Raw genomic sequence first — 25,631 nt, 5'->3', positions numbered from 1 at the left:
GGCACCGGTTCCAGACCGGGACCTTATGTACGCACCGGGCAGAATGGGAATCATGGAAAGTTCAAGAATCTTGGTGGCCGGCGCGTCCGGTCTCATCGGCAGCGCCCTGGTCACGTCCCTGCGGGCCGACGGGCACGAGGTGGTGCGTCTGGTGCGCCGGGCGGCCCGCGGCGCGGACGAGGTCTGCTGGGACCCGGACGGGCGGTACGTGGACACCGCGGCGCTCGGCCGGGTCGACGCCGTGGTCAACCTGGCGGGCGCGGGTGTGGGCGACCGGCGCTGGACGGACGCGTACAAGAAGAAGATCCGCGACAGCAGGTTGCTCGGCACCTCGGCGCTGGCCGAGGCGGTCGCCTCGATGGACGTGAAGCCGCGGGTGTTCGTGAACGGCAGCGCGCTCGGCTACTACGGCGAGACCGGTGACCGGGTCGTCGACGAGAGCGCGCCGCCCGGGACCGGTTTCCTGCCGGAGCTGTGCGTGGAGTGGGAGGGCGCGACGGCCGCCGCGCGGGAGGCGGGCGTACGGACCGCGTTCGTGCGCACGGGACTGGTGGTGGGCAAGCACGGCGGCGCCTGGGGGAAGCTGTTCCCGCTGTTCAAGGCGGGGCTCGGCGGGCGGCTGGGCGACGGGCGGCAGTACTGGTCGTACATCGCGCTGCACGACGAGGTGGCCGCGATCCGGCATCTGATCGAGACCGACGGTCTTGAGGGGCCGTTCAACCTGACCGCCCCGAATCCGCTGACGAACCGTGAGATCACCGCCGCGATGGGGCGGGTGATGCACCGGCCGACGCTGTTCGCGGTGCCGGCGCCGGTGCTGAAGGCCGCGCTCGGCGAGATGTCCGGGGACATCCTGGGCAGTGCGCGGGTGGTGCCCAAGCGACTGCTGGAGTCGGGGTTCACCTTCGCGTTCCCGGACATCGAGGGGGCCATCCGGGCGGCCCTCTGAATCCCCGCACGACCGTATGCGACCGCCACGCGGCCGTCATGCGACCGCCGTGCGACCGTGCCCTGTCTCTGCGCGACTTCCCTTGACCGATCTCAGCCCTACCCTCGACCCGAACTCGGGTATTTCTGGGGCTTGTTGGGGGCATGACGTCTCCACCGGCCGCGCAACCGCGAGGAGGGGCACGTGCTTGATCCCGTGTACCAGGCGGACGTCGTCATCGTGGGAGCCGGGGTCGCCGGTCTGTCGGCGGCACATCGGCTGAGCAGGGCTGGAGTAACGACCGCCGTCCTGGAGGCCGCTCCTTACGTGGGCGGTCGGATGTCCACCGAGAAGGTCGACGGGTTCCGGCTCGACCGCATCGGCCAGCTGCTCTCCACGGCCTACCCCGAACTGCGCCGGACCCCGGGCCTGGACGCGCTCGCGCTGCGTCCCTTCGCGCCGGGCGTCCTGCTGCACAGCGACGGACGCCGGCACCACGCGGGCGCCCAGATGAGCGCGGGGGGCGCAAGGGGCGCACTCCACGCCGTACGCGCCCTGGCGAGCGCCCCCGCCAAGAGCACGCCCCGGTCGGGCTCCCCCCTGGGCACCGCCATCGACCAGGCCCGACTGGCCGCGTCCCTCGCACGACTGGCCGGCACCCCCGTCCAACGGCTCCTCGCCCGCCCGGAGTCGCCCGCCGCCCAGGCCCTCGCGGCACGAGGCGCGGCCGCCCGTACCGTCGACGGCTTCCTGCGCCCGCTGCTGGCCGCCCTGCTCTGCGACCCGGAGCTGACGACGTCCAGCCGCTGCGCGGACCTCGCCCTGCGTTCCTTCGCGGCCGGCCGCCTGTGCCTGCCGGAGGGTGGCGCCGAAGCACTGCCCGAACTGCTCGCGCGCACGCTCCCGCCGGGCACCGTGCACACCGGCGTCCGGGTCACCTCGATCGCCACGAACACGGTGACGACCGCAGAACACGGCGAGATCCACTGCCGGGCCGTCCTCCTCGCCACCGACGCCCGAGCCGCCGCCGATCTCCTGCCCGGCCTGCGCGTACCGGCCTTCCACCCGGTGACGGTGGTCCACCACGCGACGGACGAGCCCCCGCGGACGGGCGCGGCCCTGCTCCTGGACGCCGACCGCGGCGGCCCGGTGGCCCACACGGCGGTGGTCAGCGCGGTCGACCCGTCCCGCGCCCCCGAGGGCCGCGTACTCGTCTCCTCCACGGTCCTGGGCGAACCGCCCCAGTCCGTCGACACCGCGGTCCGCATCCACCTCGCCCGCCTCTACGGCACCTCCACCGCCCGCTGGGAAACCCTCGCCGTCCACCACACCCCCGAGGCGGTCCCCACCATGCGCCCACCCCACGACCTCCACCGCCCGGTCCGCCTCCTGGCCGGCCTCTACGTCTGCGGCGACCACCGGGACACGAGCACGGTCCAGGGAGCCCTGCATTCGGCCCACCGGGCAACGGCGGCAATTCTGAGGGACTTGGGAGCGGCGGGCTCGATGCACAGGGCCGACCCGATGCCGACAACGCGGGCGGCGTAAAGGCTTTTCGCCTTTAGGGCGCGGGGCTGTGTCGATTTGCGGCTCCGCCGCGTGGGCGCGACCAGCCCCCACGGTGGCGCGCAGACCACGCAACGGCCGAAACTACGGCGAATCCCCCTAGCTCAACGCCGCGACCTTGTCGCGATACCCCCGCACAGGCGCCGCATCTTTGTACGGCTCCAACCGCCGCTCAAAGTCCCGCACATACTCGATGGCTCTCACAGACCGCATCTCCGCAGCGGCCCCCGCCGCCTCCGCCCCCAACTGACAAGCCTGATCAAGCTCCCCGAGCCCAAGCCGAGCAGAGGCAAGCACCACCCGACAGAACAGCCGACTACGAGCAAACGCAGGCGCCCTCAACTGCAAAGACCGCTCCGCGTGCTGCGCGGCCGCCCGAAACTGCTGAAGATCCCGATGCGCGTGCCCGAACTCGTCCGCAAGCTGCGCCTCGTCGAAGAACCGCGCCCAGTACGGCACTTCGTCCCCCGCCCGAGCCGCTTCGAGCGCCCGCTCGGCCCGCACCAGAGAGGCGGTACAACTCCGCACCTCGCCCAACACTCCGTGCCCCCGCGCCTCGACGGCATGCAGCAACGCCTGCACCACGGGCGGCGCGTTGGTGCCCACCCCCTGCTGTGCCACGCGCGCGAGCTGCACGGCCTCCCGCCCGTGCCCGAGATAGACGGCCTGCCGGCTCATGGTGACCAGCACGTACGACCCGTACGCCCGATCCCCCGCAGCCTGAGAAAGTCGCAGCGACTGCACGAAGTACCGCTGGGCGAGACCGTGCGCCGCGATGTCGTACGAGGTCCACCCGGCCAACCGGGTCAGGTCGGCCGCGGCGGCGAACAGGCGCCGGCCGGTCTGCTCGCCGTAGGTGCCGCGCAGCATCGGCTCGCACTCGTGCTCCAGGTACCGCACGAGGGCCTGGCGGGCGTGGCCGCCGCCGTACATGTTGTCGAGGGTGCGGAAGAGCTCGCCGACCGAGCGGAGGGCCGCGATGTCGCCGGGGGTGACCTTCTGGCCGGGGCCGCGCTCGCCCTGGACGCGCTGGCGGGGGACGACCTGGCGGCCCTGGGAGGGGACCCGGGCGGGCTGCTCGCCGCGGGCCACCTTGTCGTCGGCCCGGCCGATCAGCCAGTCCCGGCTGGGCACGACGAGCCCGGCCGGGGTGAACGCGATCTTGCGGAGCTCGGCGTGGCTGCCGGAGTCCTTGCGCCACAGCCCGCCCACGATGTCGACGGCCTCCTCGGGGCTCGCGGCGAACTCAAGACCGGCGTACACCGGCGCGCACGCGTCGAGGCCGAGGTCCTGGGCGGAGAGCCGGCGGCCCAGGCGGCGGGTGAAGACCTCGGCGATGAGGGCGGGGGTGGTGCCCCGGGGCTGCTGGCCGCGCAGCCACCGGGTGACCGATGTCTTGTCGTATCTCAGATCAAGCCCGTGTTCGAGACCGAGTTGGTCCACGCGACGGGCGAGCCCCGCGTTGGAGAACCCCGCTTCTGCGATGAGCGCGGCGAGCTGTCGGTTGGGAGTGCGCTGCGCGGGTCGTTCCGTCATCTGCGGTGCGGTCTCCTGCCTTTCGGGCCTCCAGGGGCCGCTACCGGCCCTGCTGTGCCCGGATTGCCTGTGAGCAGCCCTTATGGCCTTTGTGAACGGCGCGAATGTAGCGGAGAGTGAGCAGGCGATCGCACATTTCGACGTTCGTTCATCCGATCGTGTGAGGATTGGCCGCAGGGCTGACGCGAGACGGTCGGTCGTACAGTGGCGTAGGCACGTTTCGTGCCTTACGACTTCCAGGGAGGCGCTTGCCGTGAGTGAGCTGCGGTTCGTCCGCATGGGGTTCGGTACCGAGGCCGTCGAGTACCAGGAGGCCTGGGACGAGCAACGCCGGGTGCACGCGGCGCGCTTCGCCGACGAGATCCCCGACACCGTGCTGCTCCTCGAACACCCCCCGGTGTACACGGCGGGCCGGCGCACGGCGGACAGCGAGCGCCCCTTGGACGGCACCCCCGTGATCGACGTGGACCGCGGCGGCAAGATCACCTGGCACGGCCCGGGCCAGCTGGTGGGCTACCCGATCCAGCGGCTCCCGCGCCCGGTGGACGTCGTCGCGCATGTACGACGCCTGGAGGAGGCGCTGATCCGCACCTGCGCGGAGTTCGGCCTGACGACCACCCGGGTCGAGGGGCGCAGCGGGGTGTGGGTGCTCGGCGACCCGGTCGAGCAGCGGCCGGCGCTCGGCGGGCTCTCGCTGGACTTCGACCCGCGGCTGACGGACGACGAGTTCGACCCGCGTCTCAACGGTCCCGAGTACGCGCCCTCCAACGCCGGCCAGCGGCGCGAGGACCGCAAGATCGCGGCGATCGGCATCCGTGTGGCCAAGGGCGTCACGATGCACGGCTTCGCGCTGAACGTGAACCCGGACAACAAGTGGTTCGACCGCATCATCCCGTGCGGTATCCGGGACGCGGGGGTCGCGTCACTGGCGGCCGAGCTGGGCCGGGACGTCACGATCGCCGAGGTGCTGCCCGTGGTGGAGCGGCATCTCAAGGACGTACTGGAGAACGCGGAGCTGAAGCCGCGGAAGATCGAGAAGGCGTCCGCCTGACCCGGGAATGCGCCCCTTCGGCCTGAGGTTGGCCTCAACGCGGGGGCGGAAAGCACGGGCGTACCCTGGTGTACGCCGAAGAATCGAAGCTACAGGGAGCCGATGTGTCCGCAGTCACCCCAGACGGACGCAAGATGCTGCGCCTGGAGGTCCGGAACGCCCAGACCCCCATCGAGCGCAAGCCCGAGTGGATCAAGACCCGGGCGAAAATGGGCCCCGAGTACACGAAGATGCAGAACCTCGTGAAGAGCGAGGGTCTGCACACGGTCTGCCAGGAAGCCGGCTGCCCGAACATCTACGAGTGCTGGGAGGACCGCGAGGCGACCTTCCTCATCGGTGGCGACCAGTGCACCCGGCGCTGCGACTTCTGCCAGATCGACACGGGCAAGCCCGAGGCCCTGGACCGTGACGAGCCGCGCCGCGTGGGCGAGTCCGTGGTCACCATGGACCTGAACTACGCCACCATCACCGGCGTCGCCCGCGACGATCTGGAGGACGGCGGCGCCTGGCTGTACGCGGAGACGGTCCGTCAGATCCACCAGCAGACCGCCGAGCGCGCGGCGGGCCGCACCAAGGTCGAGCTGCTGGCCCCCGACTTCAACGCCGTTCCGGAGCAGCTGGCCGAGGTCTTCTCCTCGCGCCCCGAGGTCTTCGCGCACAACGTCGAGACGGTCCCGCGGATCTTCAAGCGGATCCGCCCGGGCTTCCGTTACGAGCGTTCGCTGAAGGTCATCACGGCCGCCCGCGACTACGGCCTGGTCACCAAGTCGAACCTGATCCTCGGCATGGGCGAGACCCGCGAGGAGGTCAGCGACGCGCTCCGGCAGCTGCACGAGGCCGGCTGCGAGCTGGTCACCATCACGCAGTACCTGCGCCCGTCCGTGCGCCACCACCCGGTCGAGCGCTGGGTCAAGCCGCACGAGTTCGTGGAGCTGAAGGAGGAGGCCGAGCAGATCGGTTTCTCCGGTGTGATGTCGGGTCCGCTGGTGCGTTCCTCGTACCGCGCCGGCCGGCTCTACCAGATGGCCGTCGAGCAGCGTCATTCAGCTGCTCCGCAGCGGGGAGGCGCGTACATCGCCTCACAGGCTGTGTGAATTCAGGCACAAGAGGCTACTGAACAGTAACTCCCGTATGACCGCGGCTCTGACGCGTCCTCGCAGTTGAGGGACCCGTCAGGGCCGCGTCAACGTTTCAGGCCCGCGCATCAAGGCTTCATTGGCGTTTGACCGGTCGGTCACGCCCTGGTAACACCAAACAGTGACCCTGGTATCACAGCACGTACACCCAAGATCAGAGCCGTTCCGAGGGGGGACCTCCACCATGCAGGCCGCGCCCGTCCGCGCCACACCCATTCCGTCCTTCACCGACGCACTGCGTGCGGTCGAGTCGCTGCTCCTGAGCAGCGGCCAGCGCACCGCCCGGCGCAACGCGTGGACCTCCGTCCTGGAGGACCGTCGCCGCGCCAAGGACCGTGTCGAGGCCCAGCGGGTCCTCGAAGAGGTCACCTCCGCCCGTCTCTGAAGCTCGCGCTCCGCTTCCTCGCACCCTCCCGTCGGGCACTGCCGTCGTCGGCGCTCCCGGGGCCACGTAGACTTCACGGCATGGCGAGGAAGGACACAGCAGCGGACACCGCTGCTAACCCCGGGCGACTGAAGCAGATCGCTCTGACGTACAAGATGACCCGCAAGGCCGACAAGAAGATCGGTCTTGTACTCGCGGCTGTCGGCATCGGCATCTTCGGTGTTTTCCTCGCGATCGGCTTCTTGATCGGTCACCCCATCTATCTCGGAATCCTGGGCCTGTTGCTCGCCTTCCTCGGGACGGCGATCATCTTCGGGCGCCGGGCCGAGCGGGCCGCGTTCGGGCAGATGGAGGGCCAGCCGGGAGCTGCCGCGGCGGTGCTCGACAACATCGGCCGGGGCTGGACGACGACCCCCGCGGTGGCGATGAACCGCAGCCAGGACGTGGTGCACCGGGCCGTCGGCAAGGCCGGCATCGTCCTGGTCGCCGAGGGCAACCCGAACCGGGTCAAGAGCCTGCTGGCCGCCGAGAAGCGGAAGATGAACCGCGTCGTCGCGGACGTACCGGTGCACGATCTGATCGTGGGCACGGGCGAGGGCCGGGTCGAGCTGAAGAAGCTGCGCACGGCGATGCTGAAGCTGCCGCGCGTACTGACCGGGCCGCAGGTCACCGCGACCAACGACCGGCTGCGCGCGATGGGCGACCTGATGAGCAACATGCCGCTGCCGAAGGGGCCGATGCCCAAGGGCATGAAGCTGCCGAAGGGCGGCGGGAAGGCCCGCTGAACGTCGCCGAGCGTCAGGCCAACGTCCTGAACGCCCGGTCGTAGTACACCATCGGGGATCCCTCCCCCAGGCGCACACCCGTCACCCGGCCGATCAGGACCGTATGGTCCCCGGCCGGGTGTCGTGCGTGTGCGGTGCAGTCCAGTTCGGACAGGGCCCGGTCGACCGTCGGCAGACCGGCCGGGCTGAGGCCCAGGCCGCCGGACGCGAACTTGTCGGTGCCCTTGGTGGCGAAGCGCAGGGCGAGCGGGCGGTGGGCCGGGGCCAGGACGCTCACGGCGAAGCGGTCGCAGCGCTCGAAGGAGGGTGCCGAGTCCGCCGAGTTCGCCAGGCACACCAGGACCATCGGCGGCTCCAGCGAGACCGAGCAGAAGGAGCTGGCCGTGAAGCCGCGCGGGGTTCCGTCCTCGCAGCAGGTGGTCACGACCACGACACCCGAGGGGAAGCGGGCCATCGCCGCCCGGAAATCCTCGGGCGCCACCGCGGCTTCGGCTTCCAGTACTTCCTGACGCTCCGTCATGACGGTGCACCACCTGTTGGGCCTCCGGGAGGCCGTCGCGGGTTCGGCGGCCTCGGAAAAGGCTCACCGACGGTGATCGAGATCGTCACCCAGGTTCAGATCGACTATGCGGGCACCGTCCCGGACCGGCAACCGGGACCGCTCAGTGCACGGCTTCCGCCCGTTCCCCGCCGGACAGGGCCCAGGCGCCGTAGGCCGCGCCCGTGGTCTCGAAGGAGAGGGCCACGTGCGAGGCGGCGCTGTTCACGTCGCGCCAGAAGCGCTGGACGGGGTCGGACGAGGACTGCCCCGAGGTGCCGCCGGCGCGGAAGACCCGGTCGACGGCCGAGACCAGCAGTTCCACCGCGAGGGCCAGGTCCCGGGCGCCCCGGACCGCCGCCTCCCCGTCCGGAGGGCACTCCGTGCCGTCGGCGACCGCCGCCGTGCGCAGGATCAGCAGTTCGGCGGCGTCGATCTCGGCCGCCGAGCGGGCCAGGGAGACCTGCGTCGAGGGCTTCTCGCCGACGGCCTGGCCCCGGCGGTCGACGCGCGACCCGGTCCGCGCGATCCAGGCCCGCAGCGCGCCCCGGGCGGCGCCGACCAGCGGGGCGGCGAACGGCAGGGCGTTCACGGCGTGCATCGGGACGAGGTGGCAGCGCGCGTCCGAGGCGGGCGCCCGGCCCGCGTGCACGGCCGACCGCGGCAGGGTCCGGTGCTCGGGCACGAAGACGTCGGAGAGGAGAAGGGTGTCGCTCCCCGTTCCGCGCATCCCGACGGTGAACCAGCTGTCCTCGATGGTGAAGTCGGCCCGCGGCACCGCGAAGAACCGCACCTCCGGGCGCGCGTCGGGATCCACCGGGCCCTCGGCGGGTACGGCCGCGCAGGCCAGCGCCCAGTCGGCGAAGTGCACCCCGCTGATGTACTTCCACTCACCGCTCAGCCGCCAGCCACCGGCCACGGGCTCCGCCTTGCCGGACGGCATGAGCGCGCCGGCCAGCAGCACGTCCGGTCCGTCCGCCCAGATCTCCGCCTGTCCCTCCGCGGGCAGGAACGCCGCGTACCGCCCGGCGTAGGCGGCGAGCGAGGCCGCCCAGGCCGCCGAGGTGCAGCCCTCCCCCACCAGGCCGACCGCGGCGGTCAGTTCGGTGAAACCACCGGCTTCGCCGCCATGGGCCGACGGTACGAAGTGCCGGGCGAACCCCGCGTCCCGTACCGCCTGGACCACCTGCGGCGAGAGCCGCCTGGCGGTCTCCGCCTCCTGCGCGCACCGGGCCGCGATCTCGGCGACCCTCGGCGCCCTGGCCACGATCGTCGACTTGTCGCCTGCTGGCATCCTGCCCACCACCTCCGTCGGGAACGGCGTCAGTGTCCCGGGACCGGCCCGTGGCCGAGGTGACCCCGGGCCGTGAGTGGCGCTCAGTCACCCGCCCGGCGCGGCAAAGGGGCGCCCGGATCACTCCGGGCGCCCCTTCGTCGTACACGTTCCGGACGTGACAGTCGCTCTAGATGCGGACCTCCACCGTGCCCGCCAGCCGGTCGTGCAGGCCGCGGCCGTCGCGGTCCCAGATCAGGGCAGGGATCGCGACGCAGAGCAGGGCCGTGCGCAGCAGGGCGCGGGCGGGGCTGACGCGGCCGGTGGCCAGGGCGGCCACGCGCAGGCCGAACAGGCGCTTGCCCGGGGAGAATCCGACGGTGCCGACCGTCAGGGCGCTCATCACGAAGAAGACGAGCAGGGCCCAGTTTCCGGTCGCCTGGTCGTAGCCGTGCGTGATGAGGCCGTATGCGATCAAGAGGCTCAGGCCCCAGTCGACCACGAGGGCCCCGAGCCGGCGGCCCGGGCGGGCGATCGAGCCGGGTCCCTCCTCCGGCAGACCGAGCTGCTCGCCCCGGTATCCGAAGTCGACACCGGCTTGCTCGGCGGCCGCGCGGGGGCCGGAGAGCCACGAGCCGATTGCATCCCTGTTGTCCACGCGTCCACGGTACTGCCCGCGTTTCGGGATACGGACGGGTGGGGTCAACCGGGCGAGGTCCGGTTAACTTGTGTGAAACAAATGGGTCACGCCCGAGAAATCACGCGTCCCTAGGGTCGGAAACAGCGTGTGCCACCGCACTGGCAGCACGAACGAACTACCACCCCGGCGGGACGGTCGGGAGTAGGAGGAGCTGGATGTTCCAGAACGCCGACGAGGCCAAGAAGTTCATCGCGGACGAGGACGTCAAGTTCATCGACGTCCGCTTCTGCGACCTGCCGGGTGTCATGCAGCACTTCACGGTGCCCGTCGAGTCGTTCGACCCGGACGAGGAGCTGGCCTTCGACGGATCCTCGATCCGCGGCTTCCAGGCCATCCACGAGTCCGACATGGCGCTGCGCGCCGACCTGTCGACGGCGCGCGTGGACGCGTTCCGCCGCGACAAGACGCTGAACATCAACTTCTTCATCCACGACCCGATCACGGGCGAGCAGTACTCCCGCGACCCGCGCAACGTGGCGAAGAAGGCCGAGGCGTACCTGGCCTCGACCGGTATCGCGGACACCGCGTACTTCGGTCCCGAGGCCGAGTTCTACGTCTTCGACTCCGTGCGCTTCGCGACCACCGCGAACGAGTCCTTCTACCACATCGACTCCGAGGCGGGCGCCTGGAACACCGGTGCGCTGGAGGACAACCGCGGTTACAAGGTCCGCTACAAGGGCGGTTACTTCCCGGTCCCGCCGGTCGACCACTTCGCCGACCTGCGTGCCGAGATCTCCCTGGAGCTGGGCAGGGCCGGCCTCCAGGTCGAGCGCCAGCACCACGAGGTCGGCACCGCGGGACAGGCCGAGATCAACTACAAGTTCAACACGCTGCTCGCCGCGGCCGACGACCTCCAGCTCTTCAAGTACATCGTGAAGAACGTCGCCTGGCGCAACGGCAAGACCGCGACCTTCATGCCGAAGCCGATCTTCGGTGACAACGGCTCGGGCATGCACGTCCACTCGTCGCTGTGGACCGGTGGCTCCCCGCTCTTCTACGACGAGGCCGGCTACGCGGGTCTGTCGGACCTCGCCCGCTACTACATCGGCGGCATCCTCAAGCACGCCCCGTCGCTGCTGGCCTTCACCAACCCGACGGTGAACTCCTACCACCGTCTGGTGCCGGGCTTCGAGGCGCCGGTCAACCTGGTCTACTCGCAGCGCAACCGCTCCGCCGCGATGCGTATCCCGATCACGGGCTCCAACCCGAAGGCCAAGCGCGTCGAGTTCCGCGCGCCCGACTCCTCCGGCAACCCGTACCTGGCGTTCTCCGCGCTCCTCATGGCCGGCCTGGACGGCATCAAGAACAAGATCGAGCCGGCCGAGCCGATCGACAAGGACCTCTACGAGCTGGCCCCCGAGGAGCACGCGGGCGTCGCCCAGGTCCCGACCTCCCTGCCGGCCGTCCTCGACCGCCTGGAGGCCGACCACGAGTTCCTGCTCGCGGGCGACGTCTTCACGTCCGACCTGATCGAGACGTGGATCGACTTCAAGCGCACGAACGAGATCGCGCCGCTCCAGCTGCGTCCGCACCCGCACGAGTTCGAGCTGTACTTCGACGTGTGACATCACCCCAGGTCAGAGCGGGTAACCGCTCCCCTGGGCCGTCTCTGGGCCGTCGGCCGGCTCTCCACCTTCAGGAGAGCCGGCCGACGGCTTTACGCAGCGTCTCGTTGCCCACCCTGGAACACCTGATCAATGGCATTCCGGGCCCGCTGTTGGCTGTTCGGCAGCAAGTGCGTGTAGGTCCGAAGGGTGAAACCTGGGTCAGAGTGCCCTAGGTACTCGGCCAGAGCCTTGATGTTCTCCCCAGCGTCCAGCAGTACAGACGCGTAGTAGTGCCGGAGGGCGTGCATGCCGTGCTCGCGTGACTGTCGGAAGTGTTCGCCTGGCGACCGCTCCGGGATGACATCGGCAGAGACCAAGGCCGGCTTCCACAGGTACATGTTGAAGTAGTTGCGGTTCAGAGCCTTACGCTCGCGCGAGTAGAAAAGCAGCTTGGCGGTGACGAGAGGCCCGTCGGGGGTCTTCCACGGCAACGTGACGTCGATAGGGGGACGGCGTGTGATGTGGGCGGCGAGCGCATACGACACGACGTCGGCCATCGGTACATCACGCAACTTGCCGCCCTTCGGAGGGGCAAAGACCATGTCTGAGCCGATCAGTTTGACCTGTCGCACGACATGAATCACGCCCCCATCGAAGTCGACTTCATCCACGGCAAGCCCGAAGATCTCACCTTGTCGTAGACCGCATCCGGCACCGACGTCGACCGTGGTTGCGTAGTGCACGGGGAGCCCATCCCGCACCGCAAAAACGCGGTCACGCGTCCATGGCTTGATCCTCCGAGCATCCAGCTTGGGGGCTTTTACTGAGCCAGCGCGGCAAGGATTGCGACCGATGATGCCGTCGTCTACAGCAGCGCCGAACACGGCCGATACGTTCGCGAACACTGTCCGCTGGTATGACGCCGCCATCCCCGAGTCCTTGAGAGCTCGTGCCCATGTACGGATGTGGCCAGGTTGAAACGTGTTCATTGCTCGGGAGCCGATGTACGGAAAGGCGTGCAGTCGAAACCGCAGCTCCATGTTCACGATGGTTGAGGGGTCTGTGGTCTGCGAGGCCAGCCATTGGGTGGCAAAGCCTTTGAAAGTCACCTTGCCCTCTGATGGATCGACGTACAGCCCTCGCGTCATGTCCGCCTCGATCCCGGACAGCCACTTCTCAGCAATGCGCTTCTGGCCATCGCGGAAGCTCTTCGACTTCTCGGTACCGTCGGGGCCCACGTAGCGGGCGCGGTAACGCATGCCGGTCCCGTGGCGGTCGGTCTTCACACGGCTAGCCTTACCGCCAGCGGTCGTTTCGGTTTTGTACCAACGGTCTTGGATGTGGCCTGCCACGCGGGAGGTCCCTTCTGAACATGAGAAGGGCGGGCCACAACGTGGCCCGCCCTTGGGTTCCGAGCTGATCGGATGTGGCCGTATCAGGCGCCGGTGCGGTCGTGGGTCTTGCGCTGAGTGATGTAGGCGCGGACGTCGGCGGGGTCGTAGCGCACGTACTTGCCGATACGAAAGCCAGGCGGACCGGTGCGCTTCTTGCGCCACTGGTAGACGGTCTCTTTGGGCACCTTGAAGATCACGGCGATGTCTTCGGGGGTGAGATAGCGGTCTGGCAACCCGGCGCGAAGCGTGGCGCGCGGGTCTGCCTGTTCACGTGCAGTGCTCATGACGGTCCTCCGTGCGCGGGCAGAGATCTTGCTCGGGGGGCGTGTCTGTCCGAAGTTCGGATTTCTGCGTCACCGCGTCACCAGCGTCATCTGAGGCTATGACCTGCGGTTTTTGGTGACGCGGTGGAGCGGGGCTGCGTCACCCGTGCGTCACCGGGTGACGCAGGTGACGCAGGTGACGCACGGGTGACGCAGGGCCGACTGTCTGCGTCACCGTTGTCGACGCAGGTCAGTGGCCGTTTTCCGGCTCGGGTGACGCAGGTGACGCAGCGTCTTCCTACTTAGGACAAAGAAGGGGCTGCCGGTGGTACTTGGGTGCGGCTCACAGAGCGAATGAGGGGCCGCTGCGCGGCGCGACCCTGGGGCGGCGTTCCGCCGAACAGCAAGAGGAGCACCCGGCGGCGTGCTCCTCTTGCTGTTCGCGTGAGCGCGCGGGCCACGGGTCAGAAGGCCGGTGTCTGTTCGTGCGGTGGCAGGGTCCGGGCGACCGTGCGGGTCATTTCGAGGTAGCGGCCGGCCTTGGTGCGGCCGGAGTCGATGAGGACGCCTCGGGCCGCCAGGGTGGGTTGGAGGCGCTTGAGGCGGTCGGAGAGGACTTTCCCGGTGGTGGGCCACCCCTTGGGCAGCGGACGGCAGTCGTCGCCGCTGTAGAGGCGACTGAGGCAAGACAGCCACTCGGTGGACGTCATCTGCTGCGCCGTGCTCGGCTCGATCGTTTCAGCGTGCCGCAGGACGGTCTGCGCCAACAGGTCGCCCTCGATTACGTCGTCGTTCAGGTCATCCAGACTGGCCCGGTACGCGGCCAGGGCCCCGAGCCCGGTGGCGGCATCGAGCTGCGCGCACAGGTGCGCGAAGTCCGCCATCCGCAGGTCGGTAGGGGTTTCCGCCTGCACGGCGCGCACCTTGACCGTGAGGTCCAGGAGCGAGCCGAGGACCACGGGCAGGACTTCCTCATAGTCGATCCACAGATCCGCTTCCGTGCGCCGGATGCTGGGACGCTCCAGGCGGAGCGGCAGGAGCCGTTCGGCGAGGTCGGGCCGGATGACCCCGACGTCGATACCGGTCAGCAGCAGCGGCCGGCGGTAGCCGACGCGGAAGACGTCCCCGTCGGTGAACAGCGCGCGCTTGACGCTCTCCGCGCCGGTGACGATGCAGCACATGGCGTCGGAGAGGTCCGGCGTCATGTGGGAGAGGTTGTCCAACGCGGTGACCCATCCCGCCGCCACGGCCGCGATCAGGTTCTCCTCGTCCTTCGGGGCCCGGCGCAGGTCACCGCTCATGCCCTCGATGATCCGCACGAGCATCCGGCCCCCGGTGGACTTGCCGGCGCCCTGCGGCCCGGTGAGGAACGGCGCGGGGACGGGCACGGACGGACCGAGACAGCCGATGAGCCACGCGATGGCCAGGCATTCGGTCTCCGCGTTGGCGAAGTTGCACAGCCGCATCAACAGGTCGATGCCCTTGCCGTCGGTGTCCTTTGCCGGCAGCGGGAGTTCCCCGGTGAGCTGAGTACGTCGCCAGCACACCTCGCGCGGGTCGGGGGTGAGGATGTCCCAGCCGGACGGGTGGATGCGGACGGACTGTCCGTCATCGCGTCCCAGGTCCAGCCAGGTTGCCCCGTCGAACCCGGGAGCGACCCGGATGTGCACCGGCTGCACGTCCTCGGAGAGGGCGAGTGCTTCGATCAAGTCCAACGCCTCCTTGAGAGCCGACCCGTTGAAGGTGCCGCAACCGTCCCGGTACAGGCCGACCATGAGTTCTTGGCGGTGGCTTCCGGTGGTGCCCTGGGAGCGGATCGGGCGGGCCACGGGGTGGTCGTTCTTCTGCGCGTACACGGTTCCGTCGGCGGTGCGGAAGTAGCGGAAGTGGGATTGCGCGTAGTCGGCGATGACCTTGCGGGCCGGGGTTTTGTCGTCGTCCTCGGACATGTCACAGTCCCAACGTGGTGCGGGCGTTGGTCCACGCGTCGTTGCAGTGCCGGGGCGATTCGCCCTTGGCCTGCGCTGCGTTGAACAGCCGCGCGGTGTGCGCGTCGGTGAGGCAGCCGCACCGCCCGTGTGTGGACAGCACCGCGAGGAACGTCCGGTACACCGTGGCGTGCACCGCGTCCCGGGCGCCGGTGATGCGCTGCACGGCCATGGCGATGCCACGGTCCAGATAGACGGGGGTTCGGTGCGGGCATGGGCCGCTTTGCCCCGTTAGGGGCGCTGGGTGCGTCTCTGGCGCCCTACGGGTGGTGGACGGCTCCTTTACTGCCAGGGCGCGCACCACGTCCGGGAGAGCGGCCGTGACGCCGGTACCGGGACCGAGCCAACGGGCGTACGCCATAAGGGACTTGATGTCCACGCCGGGCCGGACCGCGTTCACGGACTGCATGGTGCCCTGGTAGATCCAGTGCTCACCCCGCGTCGTCGGCACGGTCCGCGTGGCTGGCAGGCTCACACGCGCCCACGTGATGGCGTCCGCGTTGTCGAGGTCGACCACGGTCAGCCCGGCGCCGCCGGGGTGGTATCCGACCGCTGCCGCCTGCCGCCATGCGGTGGCCCACCGGGAGGAGTTGAGGACGTTCGGGTCGGTGGTGGCGGCGGCCCACGCGTGGCAGACGCCGGGGCAGGTGCAGGGGCCGGGGGTCTTCATGTTCGGCCTGCCACCGCACGCGTTCTTCGCGCAGACGCGGCAGTTGCCGAACGGCACCTTCCCCGCCCGCAGCGGCAGCGGCGGCACACCGCGCGCGGCCAGCATGCACGCGGTGTCCAACAAGGGCAGGGCGGCGGTCATGCGGCCACTTCCAACCTGGGGGCGTGGGTGGCGAGGAAGGCGTGTCCGATCCACTCCGTGTACGCGGGCGGCAGGGCCTCCCGTAGGCGCAGGTGATCGGTGGACCAGTCGATGCCCTTGGCCGTGCGGATCTCGTCCACGGTGGCTTTGCCGCCGCCCTCGCCGTACGCGGCCACATACGGCCCCTCGCGGTACTCGCCGTGACGCCAACCCCGCACGTAGCCACGGTGCTTGGGGTGCGCCGGTTGCACGGCCGTCCATCCTCCGAGTTCGAAGTAGCGGTGCATGATCACCCCGAGCCCGAACTGTTCGCCGCACAGCCGGATGTCTTTGCGGACCTCGGAGCCGGCCACGTTCTCCATCACGTACGGCCGGCCCGTGGCCTCCAAAGCGGCCCGGGTCGGGGCGATCAGCCGGGGATAGGTGCGGCCGATCGCCCGGTTGCGCGCCCTGTTGGTGCCCTTGGTCGGGGCACCCTCGCCCTGGCAGGGCGGTGAGGCGTGGATGAAGTCGTACTCGTGCCCGTGGGCGTGGATGTACTCGATCGCGTCGCCCTGATGGAACGCGTCGCCCCGGTAGTCGGGTTGGGCCTGGATGTCGACGCCGGTGACGTGGACACGGGGGCCGAACGCGCGGCGGTATCCCTCGGCCCCGCCGCCGATGCAGGAGTAGGCGTCCAACACTCGGAAGGGTTCGGGCAGAGCGAGCAGTCGCCCGATGTCGGTGGGTTGGGTCATGCTGGATGTCTCCAGTTCCTTGGTAGGTGACTGGCTGACAAGGGCGACCCCGGATTCATTGGCGTGAGTTGAGGGGTCGCCCTTGGCGTAGCTAGCTGTGGAAGTGGTTGCGCTTGAAGATCGCTTTGCGGATGTTGACCGTGGTTCCGCTGCCGTGATCGCGGGTGCTGAACACCTGCACGGCGATCCACCCTCCGAAGATCACGCCAGCCAGAATGATCAGTTGGTGGATGAATGCGGCGAGTGCAGCGATGAACGAGGTGAGCAGGAGGAGTCCGCCGCACACGGCGAGGAACCCGACGCCTCCGAGCGCGGTGTTCACGGCCGCGCGGGAGACGGCCAGCTTGACCGTGGCCACCGGGTCCGGCTGCACGGGTGTGATCGCATAGCCGGTGACCACGCGGCCGTCGGGCAGGACGATGCTCGCCACGGCCGGCACCGTGCCCGGCTGCATGGGAACGAGTGGCGCCGGCTGCACGACGACGGGCGTGATCGGCGTGGGGTGGTGGACGTCCACGGCCCGTTGCGGGGTCGTGCGGGAGACGTGTTCGGGGTACATGCGGAATCCCTTCCGGTACGCGGTTGGGGAGGCGGATGCACCCCCTGCCGGGGGCGCTGTGAGGGGGGTTTCGGGGGTGCTGACCTGCGCGCCTCCCCGCCTCCCCGAAACGATGTTTTCGCTGATCAACGCGGGGGATGCGGTCCGGGGAGGCGGTTGGGGAGTTCTCCCCGCCTCCCCGGCGCGGACGGGTCTGCCTCCCCGGGTTCAGGAGGCGGAAGCGGAACCGTCCGTGTCGCGGTTTTCGAGGGCGGTGGCGATGTCCTCGCGGCGCACGACCATGCGCCCGTGGGACTTCTTGGCCTCGGTGCCGGCCGCGTCCAGAACGCGGGTGAGGTCGCCGAACGACCAGGTCCCGTAGGCGTCCTGGCTCAGGTTCCCGAGTCGGCGGATGACGTCCTGGGTGAACACCCGCTTCTCGTCTCCGAGCACGGTGAGGATGTCGGCGAGCGGGTCACGCTCCTCACCGCGCTCGATCACGGTCAGCGTGGTGATGCCGCCGCGCAGGGCCCGCGCCCGGGCGGCGATCTCCTTGGCGGGGTCGTCGTCGATGAAGTGCGTGCGCACGGTGATCGAGGACTGGCCCTTGGGCATGTCGATGCCGTCCGAAGCGACCACCAAGGTTCCCTTGTCCAGGCCCTGACGCAGCATGTGCGGGGCCGCGCCGTCCTCGACCGCCTTGTCGCCCAGCGCCATCTTGGCCTGAGACTCCGAGCCCAGCACGAGGGAGGCCCGGGTGTGGGCGCCCTCGCGGACCATCTTGGGAAGGTTCTGGTCGGTGGGGTCCTGGGTGCCCTGCCACAGCAGCACGTCGACCGCACGGCCCTGGTTGTGGATCGTGCGCGTGGCCATGAAGTACCGGGACGTGGCCTTGGAACCGCCGTAGGGGCGCTTCTGGTCGTCGACGGCCGGGCACATGAACGCCTTCTGCGCTTCGTCGACCAGCACGATCAACGGCCGGAAGACCACGCTCGGATCGTTCTTACGGACCTCGATCCGACGGTTCATCTCCGACACCGCGTCCTCGACCATCTCGGTCGCCTGAATGCAGTGGTCGTCGGCGGGACCCTCGATCAGCACGTCCGCGATGCCGTTGACCATCGACCAGTCCCCGACGCCCTTGAGGTCGGCAACCCAGAACTGCACCGACCGGTCCAGGGCGAGCCACAGCACGAGGGAGCGCAGGGCGGCGGTCTTTCCCTGGTTGGAGCGGCCGGTGATGAGCAGGTGGCGCTGATACACGCTCAGTTCCGCCGCGTCGCCGCGCAGGTCGCGGCCCCACGGGGCTTTGCCGGTCTTGTAGTTGGCGGTCATCGTCTCGTCGGTGACCAGCGGCGAGGGCCCGATCGGCTCATCCAGCGCCCCGGAGTCCGCGATCCACAGACGGACCGTGCGGGCGGCCTGCGGGATGGCGATGTACACCTCGTGCTCGTGCCGGTTGAGGTTCTCCGCGAGCTTCCGGCGCCGTTGCTGGATCTCGATCGTCGACACCCCGGACGGGAGCGTGACATCGACCTCGACACCGCACCCCGCGATCACGATCGGGGACAGCATCGACGCGCCGGCATCCCCCATGTCCTTGATGGCGCTGCGCAGCGTGGACACTCCGAGGTCGCGCAGGGCCTTGACGACGATGGACGGGGTGATCGGCTCGCCCTCGTTCGATCGGGCGTTGGCGGGGAGCGCCCACTGGGGTGCGGCTTTCTGGTGGGCGCCGACCGACCACAGGGCGAGCAGGGCGAGGAACGGACCGATGGTGATGGCCGGTCCCCACACCACCTGCACGATGGTGATCATCAGGTTGATGAAGTTGATGACCGCCATGAGCGGGGTGACGACGTCGGCGGGGTCCTTGGTCGCGACCGCCATGGCGATGCCGAGCAGGACCAGGCCACCGATACCTGCCCCGGTCCCGACAGCGGCGCCTTTGGCGATGTCGATGGGGGAGGTGAGCAGGTCCATGCGGCGGCGGTGGCGTGCCTCGCGGAAGCGCTGCCCGCGCTCCTCCCACTCGCGGGCCTCTTCCAGGTTCCCCGCGGCTTCAGCGGCGCGCATGAGCCGCTCGTAACGGGCGGGGGTGCGCGCCTCCCAGGTGCGTCGGGCGAGGATCCGTCCGCCGCCGTAGACGTAGAGGGCGTGCCGGGCCGTGGTGCGGGCGGTTGTCTTGGTGACGTCGTGCGTCACGGCCGTACGTACCGCCCGCCCCGAGCGGATCCACAGCGGGGCCGGACGCGGCGGCGCCGGGTCGGGGACGACAGTGAGCACGGTCGGGGCGTTGGATCCGTTGGGCGGGTCGGTGGGCTTGTGGAGGCTGATGACGTTCTCGGACATGCTGGAAGAGCTCCTGACTGCCCCTGTGGGGGCGGGAGTTGAGGGAGACCGGCCGGGGGTGGCGTGGATCCGTGGCAGGGGAAGTGCCACCCCGGGCCGGGACGTGCAGAGTTCAGGAGTGGGCGCCGGGAACGAGGTGGTTGGCCAGGTGCTCGAACCCGTATGCCTCTGCCTCTTCCTGGCGGATGAGGCGGTCGTTTTCGCGGGTGTGGCGCCAGGACTGCCGCTCGATCCGCAGCCGGTCGCGGACGTTGCGCACCGCGCGTTCGATCACGCCCTTGCGGCTGAACTGCATGACGTGGGTGAGTTCGTGCACGAGCGTGATTGCGAACTCCGCCTCGCCGGGGTGGCGGTCGATGTTGACCAGGACCAGCGCACTGCCGTCGGGGCGGGGAACCGCGCAGGCTTGCACGTCGCGGGCGGTGGTGCGGGCGGCTCGTTCGGCCCGACGCAGGACGCTGCGGTCCACGGTGCCGGCGAGCAACACATCGGCACTCGCCATGAGTTCGGCCATGCCCCGCTCGTTGGTCAGGACAAGGTCGACGTCGGTCATGCGGCCGGGCACGCGCCGGTCGACGACCTTGACGGCCTGCTCGGTCAACCGGGTCGCGGTGCGCAGGGTGCCGGAGTAGCCGGAGATCTTGTGCGTGCGGACGGACGTCTTCACAGTGCCTCGCCTTCACTGGCAGGAGTGGGGAACGCGCACGGCACGCACATGCCGAGCGAGCGGGGCATGCAGTAGTCGTAGGTGAGCTGGCAGTTTGGGCAGGTGCGGCGGGCGAGCATGGCCAGGGCGAGGGCGCCCCACTTCCGCGAGGTCATCGGCCGCACGGGCTTGGCGAGGTCGATGCGGTACAGGTAGGCGACGCGGACACCGCCGGCACGGCGGTTGATCCGCATGACCTGCGCGGCTATCGGCTGACCTCCCGGACGAAGACCACGCGCCCGCAACTGGCGGCGCGTGGCGAACTGGTCATCGTCCGGGGCGAACTTCCACGGGTAGGTGGGCACCCCGTACAGGGCTCCGGTGGGGTCGAAGCACTTGCCGTAGGTGGCGGACATCAGGCCCCCACCGCACGCTTCCAGGCCGCGCGCAGGCGGACCTCCGAGGCGGAGTGACCGGCCCCCCGGAACAGCGTTGCCACCTCTCGGTAGGAGACCGACCGGCCCTTTTGGGCCTCCGTGTGGATGATGTCGGCGACGACCCACTCAAGGTCGGTGTCGGTCAGTGCGGGAGCCGACTCCAGCGCCGGCGCGCGGGCAGGCTCGATCGGTCCCCACACGGGCAGGTCCCAACGGGCTGTGACGCCGGGCGTGACGGGACTCGTCACGCTGGTCAACGCCCTCCCGGTGTCCTCGCCCTGACGGGCCGTCTCCAGCGTCGACCACGCCCTTGACAGCCGCTTGGCGGTCTGCGCCTGCACTCGTGCGACACGCGCCCCGGCAGCCGTCACGGCCGCGAGGCGGGTCTCCTCGGTGGTGGCCTCGGCTCGCAGTCGGGCACGGGCCACGGCCGCCTCATCGCGGGCCTCTTGCTGAATCCCCCGGATCGCGTCCAACGCGACCGGGGTCAGTGCGGTGCGCTCCCACAGTCCGTGGACCAGCCACAGGGACTTGGCGGCGATCGGCAGCCAGGCCACGGCCAGCCACGCGCCGGCCGCGTGATCGGCGGTGAGCGCGTGCGCGACCAGGACACCGGCGGCGAGCAGGCCGAACGACCAGCCCACAGCGGTGACGATGCGGTTGTGGTCGCCCTGCGCAGCAAGGCGGCGCTCATAGGCGAGAGTGGCCAGCCATCCCCCGTCGATACCGAGACCGACGACCAGGGCGACCGGCCACGGAACCGCGGTACCGAGCCACATCATGACCACGGCGAGGGTGAGGACCATGGACACCGCCGTCATGGCGACAGCGGGCAGAACGGTCTTGGTCTTCATGCCGCAACTCCCTGCTCGACAGGCACGGTGGCGTAGGCGGTCAGTTCGATGTCCACGCCCCCGTACGTGCCACGGCCGTTGAGAACGGCGGTGCGTCGGTTGCACTGGATGTGGAAGTCGACCGCGTCGGGCGCGATGCCCAGCGCGGGGCGCCACTGCTCGAACGCGGCGAAGCTGTCGTACGTCGTCTCGTGCAGCGACAGCCGCAACACCTTCGGGTAGAGCGGCGTCACGTCCACGTTCGGAGCGGGCAGGTGCGGGAAGTCGACCGCGAGCAATCGCAGCACCCCAAGGGGCCCGGTCAGCGCGTCCAGCGTCAGGCTCTCGTTCATCGCGACCGCCGCCGTCCCGCGCGCCGGTTGTCCTGGCGCTCCATCCGGCGTGCGGCAGCGTTCAGCTCGTACGCCTGTGCCTGCAAGGCGTTGGCCTGCTCGCGCACCGAAGCCCAAGGCGTGCCGTGGATCGTGGACAGGATCAGCGCCCGGTGCTCCTCCAAGAGGCGTTCGGCCTGTTGCCGCAGTGCGGCCGGGGTGACCGTCGGCCCGAGGTGCGCGGCCTGGGTGGGGCGGCGGCCGGCCAGCCGGCCGGCGACCTGAAACGCGAACCCGACAGCAGCGATGCCCATCAGGTGGCGGTTGCCGGTCGCCAGGGTGGCGATCACACCACCGGTCGCGATGACGATGCCCGCGAAGACCAGGGCGAGCGCGCCACCCTGCGGGGTCGAGGTCCGGGCGGTCATGCCGCACCGCCGGGGATGCTCGCGGCGGTGTGGTTGAGGAGGACGACGCGAGCGGCCAGCGCCCGGCGGCGGGCCCGCCGGATACGGCGGTTGTCCAGCTCGGTCGGGACGCGGTCGAGGGTCGTGATGTGCGCGTCGAGGAGGTCGACGTCTGCGAGGATGACCGGCATCTCGGTCTCGATCGCGTCCAGTTCCGCGTTCGTCGGCTCCATCCAGGGCTCGAACGCGGTAACAGCGTCCTGAACAGTAACGATGTGGTCCATTGGGTCGTGGTCCTTCCACAGGTGAACGGCCCGAACAGCGGCTCCCGGGAGGCACCCCGGGAGCCGCGCGCCGTTGGAGACAGAACTTCCGACTCCCCGCGCCCCGGCCGTACGGACTCCGCAAGGTGCGGGACCGCACGGTCGGGGGAGGCAACCGGCGCAGCGTGAGCCGCTGCGAGGGCTGGAAAGCGTGGACCGAGTTACTGCACAGGCGAGGCCGGCCGGTCCATCACGGCGACGCCCAAAGCTGTCGTTAGCGCATCGGGACTCCTCGGTCGAAGGGGCACGGAACATCACTGCAAGGGGGATCAACTCCCCACACTCCGGCCGTTGCTCGCGGTCACCGGGCCACCTCGCCAGTACGGGCCGAAACCCTGTTCCATCTGGCCTTTAGCGGGATTGCAGCGTCCCCGCCCTCTGCATTCGTGCAGGTCAAGCACCTAAAACCCGCCGTTGGTGAAGCCCTTCCGGGTTCGCGTTCCGGCGTGAGTTCAGATTGACCTATGTCAATCTGAGTGTCAAGAAGATTCGCTGAACGATCTGAGATTGACCTAGGTCCGGTTACCCTCGGGGTCATGGATCTGAGTCCCGAAGCGCCAAAGCAAACGGCCAAGGAGATCGCCGCTGAGTACCGCGCGAAGATCGCGGACCCGCACAACGAGGACTACTCGCCGGGGAAGCGACTGCCGGCCGCTCGCCAGCTCGCCAAGGAACTTGGAGTGCAGCTCATGACCGTGCAGAGTGCGTACGGCCAGCTCCGTGATGAAGGCTTGGTTCTGACCCAACAGGGGCGAGGGACGTTCGTACGCGACCCATCGGCGCCGCTTGGCACCGAGCCCGGCAGTAGCCCCGCCTTCGCCGCCCTGGCAGGAGAGCTCAGCTCGATCCATGACGCTCTCCGACTTCTCGCTGAGCGGTTGGACCGGCTTGAGGAGACCGTGAGTAGCCAGACGCCACCTTCGCGGTGAGTACGTCCGCGCGCCTCAGCAGCCCTTCGACCGTGGCGCGTGCCTCGCCCAAACTCGCTTTGATCGACGCGAGTTCAGCGGAGGTGAGGTCCGCTAGCCCGTTCTCTTGCTCAGTGATCCCTGGCATGCAGCTGAGCATGGGCGCGCGAACGGCAGAGGACCCGGACAGACTGTCCGGGTCCTCTTTCTTTGCAGGTCAGGGGTGTTGACGAGTCGTCACCGGGTCGCTTCGTCCACGGCATCCAGTACCGCAGCCCACGGGAGCTCTCGCCCCGGCGGTGCGGCTCGGGGCTCGTACAACGGCCACACGTCCGGCCCGTAGACCAGTCGAACCCCTGCTTGGCGCAAGGCGTCGATGTGGCGCTGCCACGCAGGGTGTCGAGCATGGGCCGCATTGACGCGGGGAAACACGACCACCGGCAAACCGAGGGTCCCCATAGCCTCGCCCACCTGCGTCAAGGCCTGGTTATCCATGAGGCCGCTCGCGAGCTTCGCGACCATGTTGGCTGATGCAGGTGCCACGACGTAGCAGTCAACGGCCGGGTGCGGCCGGGCCTCGCCAGGGAGGCGAGGTTCGTCACGGACAGGGAGCCCGGTCAGTTTCTCCAGTCGCTCGGTCTCCCCGCTCATCCGGAGCCAAACTCCCGCAGTCGGTGTCAGCGTCACGGCCGCCTGCCACCCACGTTCCATCGCAGGCTCGACCAGACCCGTACGGAGTGATTCCACCCCGCCGGCCGCCGAACCGACGACTCCCAGAACCCCGCGCTTGGTCGAACTCACTGCACCGCCCTGCACCGCTGAGCCATCACGAACACCTCGGACGAACGAGAGCCGCCGCTCACGGGCGATTGTTTGATCAGATCCCGCAGCGTCTCGCGCACCCTGGGATTGTTGCGCACGAGCTGTGGGGCTGCCCGTTCAGCGGTGCGCAGCTCGGAAAAGGCCTCATCGCCGTGTCCGGCGAGCGAGAGAGCGCGGCTGTAGTCAATGCGGTGCGAGACGCTGCGCTCCTGTGGCATGTGGTCGACGTCGATCCGGCCGTTCTCCACCACGTACGACACGTTGTCCAAGTCAAGCTCGATAGACAGCCGGTGGAGGATCACGTTCGTGGGACCGAAGCCGGTCTGCCAGTAGTTCTCATCCGAACCGAGATCGTCAGCGAGTTCCTCGGCACGGTCAAGGAGGCGGGTGGCAGTCGGGCGATCCTGGTGCCGAGCCGCCGCAACGGCTGCCCGTAGGTGAATCATCCCGAGCAAGCTCAGCGCAGACGGATCGTTCTCCGCCACCTGAGAGGCCAACCATGTCGCCGTGGTGTTGCCCAGCTCCATTGCGTCTTCGTACCGACCGTTTGCAAGCAGCGCGTGCGTCCCGGACCGGGCTGCCGAGGCGAGAACCAAGGGGTCATCGGACTCGTCCGCCGCACGCATCGCCCTCTCGGCAGCCAACCACGAGACGTCGGACTCTCCGACCTTCGCGAGCGTCGTGGCCGCGAGGTGATGCGTGCGGGCAGAGACCGCCCAGCAGTCGTGGCGGTCCTCTCCCCGACGCCCCGCACGATCCTCTAGCTCCTGTGCCGTCTGGAGAAGCGCCGGAAGTGCCGCAATCACGCTGCCGAGCCGGCCCGCCTGGTAGTCGTTCCAAGCGTGTTCCACACGCACTGCCACTGGGGCAGGAGTGGGGAGCTGAACGTCTGCCTCGGGACCGAAGAGCAAGCGCGAGAGTCGACGGGGGCTCATGAGCGCGTCCCGCACGGCCGGCACGTCGTCCTGATGCTTCTCGTCCTCAACCAAAAGGGTCTGACCGAGTAGGTCGCCAAGTGGCACACGCAGGATGCGCGCTAGCTCCGCGAGCATGTCGATTCGCGGCGGCTTCCGACGGCCGGTCTCTGCCTTCGCGAGCCAGTCAGTGCTACGCCCCACCAGGCCAGCGAGCACTTCTTGCGTATAGCCGCGACGCCTCCGGTAGAACGCGATGCGCTCACCGACGCTCAGGTGATCTCCAAGACCACGCATTACGTGCTGCCTCCTGCTAGTTGGGGGCTGGATCTACGGTACCGAGGCGGTGACGCGACTGGTAGTTGGCGTCAGCGGACGCTCGGTGAGAACCAGAGTCGACGGTCGAGAGCCACGGGACCCGGACACTTTGTCCGGGCTCTGAAGGAGGAAAATGACCAATAGCTCTGCTCAGTGACCTGCG

General features: G+C 69.4%; 27 protein-coding genes. 8 read left to right on the top strand and 19 right to left on the bottom strand.

Features of this window, described 5'->3' with window-relative positions; genetic code table 11:
- Window positions 1-52: 52 nt before the first annotated feature.
- Both ACIP6U_RS45280 and ACIP6U_RS45275 read left to right on the top strand, forming a co-directional pair.
- Window positions 53-949 (top strand): TIGR01777 family oxidoreductase, encoded by an 897-nt coding sequence (locus ACIP6U_RS45280; protein WP_401729041.1) that lies wholly within the window; start codon window positions 53-55, stop codon window positions 947-949.
- A 183-nt stretch (window positions 950-1,132) separates the two neighbouring features.
- Entirely contained in the window at window positions 1,133-2,476 is a 1,344-nt protein-coding gene (locus ACIP6U_RS45275) for an NAD(P)/FAD-dependent oxidoreductase (protein WP_401729039.1), read from the top strand.
- 117 nt (window positions 2,477-2,593) lie between these two features.
- On the opposite strand, the gene ACIP6U_RS45270 is transcribed toward ACIP6U_RS45275, so the two are convergent.
- On the bottom strand, window positions 2,594-4,030 hold the full coding sequence (locus ACIP6U_RS45270) for a regulator (RefSeq protein WP_401729037.1): 1,437 nt from the start codon (window positions 4,028-4,030) through the stop codon (window positions 2,594-2,596).
- A 253-nt stretch (window positions 4,031-4,283) separates the two neighbouring features.
- On the opposite strand from ACIP6U_RS45270, the gene lipB reads away from it, so the two are divergent.
- The 4 genes from lipB to ACIP6U_RS45250 all read left to right on the top strand — a co-directional run bounded on the left by lipB (window position 4,284) and on the right by ACIP6U_RS45250 (window position 7,387).
- Window positions 4,284-5,081: a lipoyl(octanoyl) transferase LipB gene (gene lipB, locus ACIP6U_RS45265; RefSeq protein ID WP_401729035.1), complete on the top strand. Its 798-nt coding sequence runs from the start codon at window positions 4,284-4,286 to the stop codon at window positions 5,079-5,081.
- 104 nt (window positions 5,082-5,185) lie between these two features.
- On the top strand, window positions 5,186-6,175 hold the full coding sequence (gene lipA, locus ACIP6U_RS45260; RefSeq protein ID WP_401729034.1) for a lipoyl synthase: 990 nt from the start codon (window positions 5,186-5,188) through the stop codon (window positions 6,173-6,175).
- Window positions 6,176-6,401: 226 nt separating this feature from the next.
- Entirely contained in the window at window positions 6,402-6,602 is a 201-nt protein-coding gene (locus ACIP6U_RS45255) for a hypothetical protein (RefSeq protein ID WP_401729033.1), read from the top strand.
- Window positions 6,603-6,682: 80 nt separating this feature from the next.
- The gene (locus tag ACIP6U_RS45250; RefSeq protein ID WP_401729032.1) at window positions 6,683-7,387 is read left to right on the top strand and encodes a DUF4191 domain-containing protein; all 705 of its coding nucleotides are present in this window, start codon (window positions 6,683-6,685) and stop codon (window positions 7,385-7,387) included.
- Between the two features lie 13 nt (window positions 7,388-7,400).
- Here ACIP6U_RS45250 and ACIP6U_RS45245 read toward each other — a convergent pair whose 3' ends face one another.
- From ACIP6U_RS45245 to ACIP6U_RS45235, 3 genes are all read right to left on the bottom strand, one after another.
- Window positions 7,401-7,907, bottom strand: a complete 507-nt coding sequence (locus ACIP6U_RS45245; RefSeq protein ID WP_401729031.1) for a flavin reductase family protein — start codon at window positions 7,905-7,907, stop codon at window positions 7,401-7,403.
- Window positions 7,908-8,049: 142 nt separating this feature from the next.
- Window positions 8,050-9,219: an acyl-CoA dehydrogenase family protein gene (locus ACIP6U_RS45240; protein WP_401729030.1), complete on the bottom strand. Its 1,170-nt coding sequence runs from the start codon at window positions 9,217-9,219 to the stop codon at window positions 8,050-8,052.
- A 169-nt stretch (window positions 9,220-9,388) separates the two neighbouring features.
- Window positions 9,389-9,856 (bottom strand): RDD family protein, encoded by a 468-nt coding sequence (locus ACIP6U_RS45235; protein ID WP_401729028.1) that lies wholly within the window; start codon window positions 9,854-9,856, stop codon window positions 9,389-9,391.
- Between the two features lie 197 nt (window positions 9,857-10,053).
- On the opposite strand from ACIP6U_RS45235, the gene glnA reads away from it, so the two are divergent.
- A complete protein-coding gene (gene glnA / locus ACIP6U_RS45230) occupies window positions 10,054-11,463 on the top strand; it encodes a type I glutamate--ammonia ligase (RefSeq protein WP_401729026.1) in 1,410 nt (469 codons plus the stop codon).
- 92 nt (window positions 11,464-11,555) lie between these two features.
- Here the strand turns inward: glnA and ACIP6U_RS45225 are convergent, their stop codons facing one another.
- The 13 genes from ACIP6U_RS45225 to ACIP6U_RS45165 form a co-directional block, all read right to left on the bottom strand.
- Complete coding sequence (locus ACIP6U_RS45225) at window positions 11,556-12,797, bottom strand: tyrosine-type recombinase/integrase (protein ID WP_401729025.1); 1,242 nt, start codon at window positions 12,795-12,797, stop codon at window positions 11,556-11,558.
- 83 nt (window positions 12,798-12,880) lie between these two features.
- Window positions 12,881-13,123: a helix-turn-helix domain-containing protein gene (locus tag ACIP6U_RS45220; RefSeq protein ID WP_401729023.1), complete on the bottom strand. Its 243-nt coding sequence runs from the start codon at window positions 13,121-13,123 to the stop codon at window positions 12,881-12,883.
- 443 nt (window positions 13,124-13,566) lie between these two features.
- Complete coding sequence (locus ACIP6U_RS45215) at window positions 13,567-15,051, bottom strand: ATP-binding protein (protein ID WP_401729021.1); 1,485 nt, start codon at window positions 15,049-15,051, stop codon at window positions 13,567-13,569.
- 1 nt (window position 15,052) lies between these two features.
- Window positions 15,053-15,901, bottom strand: a complete 849-nt coding sequence (locus ACIP6U_RS45210; protein ID WP_401729020.1) for a bifunctional DNA primase/polymerase — start codon at window positions 15,899-15,901, stop codon at window positions 15,053-15,055.
- The gene (locus ACIP6U_RS45205) at window positions 15,898-16,638 is read right to left on the bottom strand and encodes a DNA methylase (RefSeq protein ID WP_401729018.1); all 741 of its coding nucleotides are present in this window, start codon (window positions 16,636-16,638) and stop codon (window positions 15,898-15,900) included. The genes ACIP6U_RS45210 and ACIP6U_RS45205 overlap by 4 nt, the downstream gene beginning before the upstream one ends.
- A gap of 91 nt (window positions 16,639-16,729) precedes the next feature.
- A complete protein-coding gene (locus tag ACIP6U_RS45200) occupies window positions 16,730-17,197 on the bottom strand; it encodes a hypothetical protein (protein WP_401729016.1) in 468 nt (155 codons plus the stop codon).
- Window positions 17,198-17,404: 207 nt separating this feature from the next.
- A complete protein-coding gene (locus ACIP6U_RS45195; protein WP_401729014.1) occupies window positions 17,405-19,528 on the bottom strand; it encodes an FtsK/SpoIIIE domain-containing protein in 2,124 nt (707 codons plus the stop codon).
- A 112-nt stretch (window positions 19,529-19,640) separates the two neighbouring features.
- Window positions 19,641-20,195: a hypothetical protein gene (locus ACIP6U_RS45190; RefSeq protein ID WP_401729012.1), complete on the bottom strand. Its 555-nt coding sequence runs from the start codon at window positions 20,193-20,195 to the stop codon at window positions 19,641-19,643.
- Window positions 20,192-20,590, bottom strand: a complete 399-nt coding sequence (locus ACIP6U_RS45185) for an RRQRL motif-containing zinc-binding protein (RefSeq protein WP_401729011.1) — start codon at window positions 20,588-20,590, stop codon at window positions 20,192-20,194. The genes ACIP6U_RS45190 and ACIP6U_RS45185 overlap by 4 nt, the downstream gene beginning before the upstream one ends.
- Entirely contained in the window at window positions 20,590-21,465 is an 876-nt protein-coding gene (locus tag ACIP6U_RS45180) for a protein spdB (protein WP_401729010.1), read from the bottom strand. The genes ACIP6U_RS45185 and ACIP6U_RS45180 overlap by 1 nt, the downstream gene beginning before the upstream one ends.
- Window positions 21,462-21,797, bottom strand: coding sequence for a hypothetical protein (locus tag ACIP6U_RS45175; RefSeq protein WP_401729008.1), 336 nt, complete (start codon window positions 21,795-21,797; stop codon window positions 21,462-21,464). Before ACIP6U_RS45175 ends, ACIP6U_RS45180 begins: the two co-directional genes overlap by 4 nt.
- Window positions 21,794-22,204 carry a hypothetical protein gene (locus ACIP6U_RS45170; protein WP_401729007.1) on the bottom strand — a complete coding sequence of 137 codons (411 nt, stop codon included), beginning with the start codon at window positions 22,202-22,204 and terminating at the stop codon, window positions 21,794-21,796. The genes ACIP6U_RS45175 and ACIP6U_RS45170 overlap by 4 nt, the downstream gene beginning before the upstream one ends.
- On the bottom strand, window positions 22,201-22,467 hold the full coding sequence (locus ACIP6U_RS45165; RefSeq protein ID WP_401729006.1) for a DUF6284 family protein: 267 nt from the start codon (window positions 22,465-22,467) through the stop codon (window positions 22,201-22,203). The genes ACIP6U_RS45170 and ACIP6U_RS45165 overlap by 4 nt, the downstream gene beginning before the upstream one ends.
- A gap of 575 nt (window positions 22,468-23,042) precedes the next feature.
- Here ACIP6U_RS45165 and ACIP6U_RS45160 point away from each other — a divergent pair.
- The gene (locus ACIP6U_RS45160; RefSeq protein ID WP_401729005.1) at window positions 23,043-23,435 is read left to right on the top strand and encodes a GntR family transcriptional regulator; all 393 of its coding nucleotides are present in this window, start codon (window positions 23,043-23,045) and stop codon (window positions 23,433-23,435) included.
- A gap of 216 nt (window positions 23,436-23,651) precedes the next feature.
- Here the strand turns inward: ACIP6U_RS45160 and ACIP6U_RS45155 are convergent, their stop codons facing one another.
- Window positions 23,652-24,161, bottom strand: coding sequence for a flavoprotein (locus tag ACIP6U_RS45155; RefSeq protein ID WP_401729084.1), 510 nt, complete (start codon window positions 24,159-24,161; stop codon window positions 23,652-23,654).
- 50 nt (window positions 24,162-24,211) lie between these two features.
- Complete coding sequence (locus tag ACIP6U_RS45150) at window positions 24,212-25,447, bottom strand: helix-turn-helix domain-containing protein (RefSeq protein ID WP_401729004.1); 1,236 nt, start codon at window positions 25,445-25,447, stop codon at window positions 24,212-24,214.
- Window positions 25,448-25,631 lie beyond the last annotated feature (184 nt).

The organism is Streptomyces sp. NPDC088794 (genome assembly GCF_044750545.1).
GTDB lineage: Bacteria > Actinomycetota > Actinomycetes > Streptomycetales > Streptomycetaceae > Streptomyces.
Note: the sequence above shows the minus strand (reverse complement) of the source record. Positions and strands in the feature narration are given on the sequence as shown.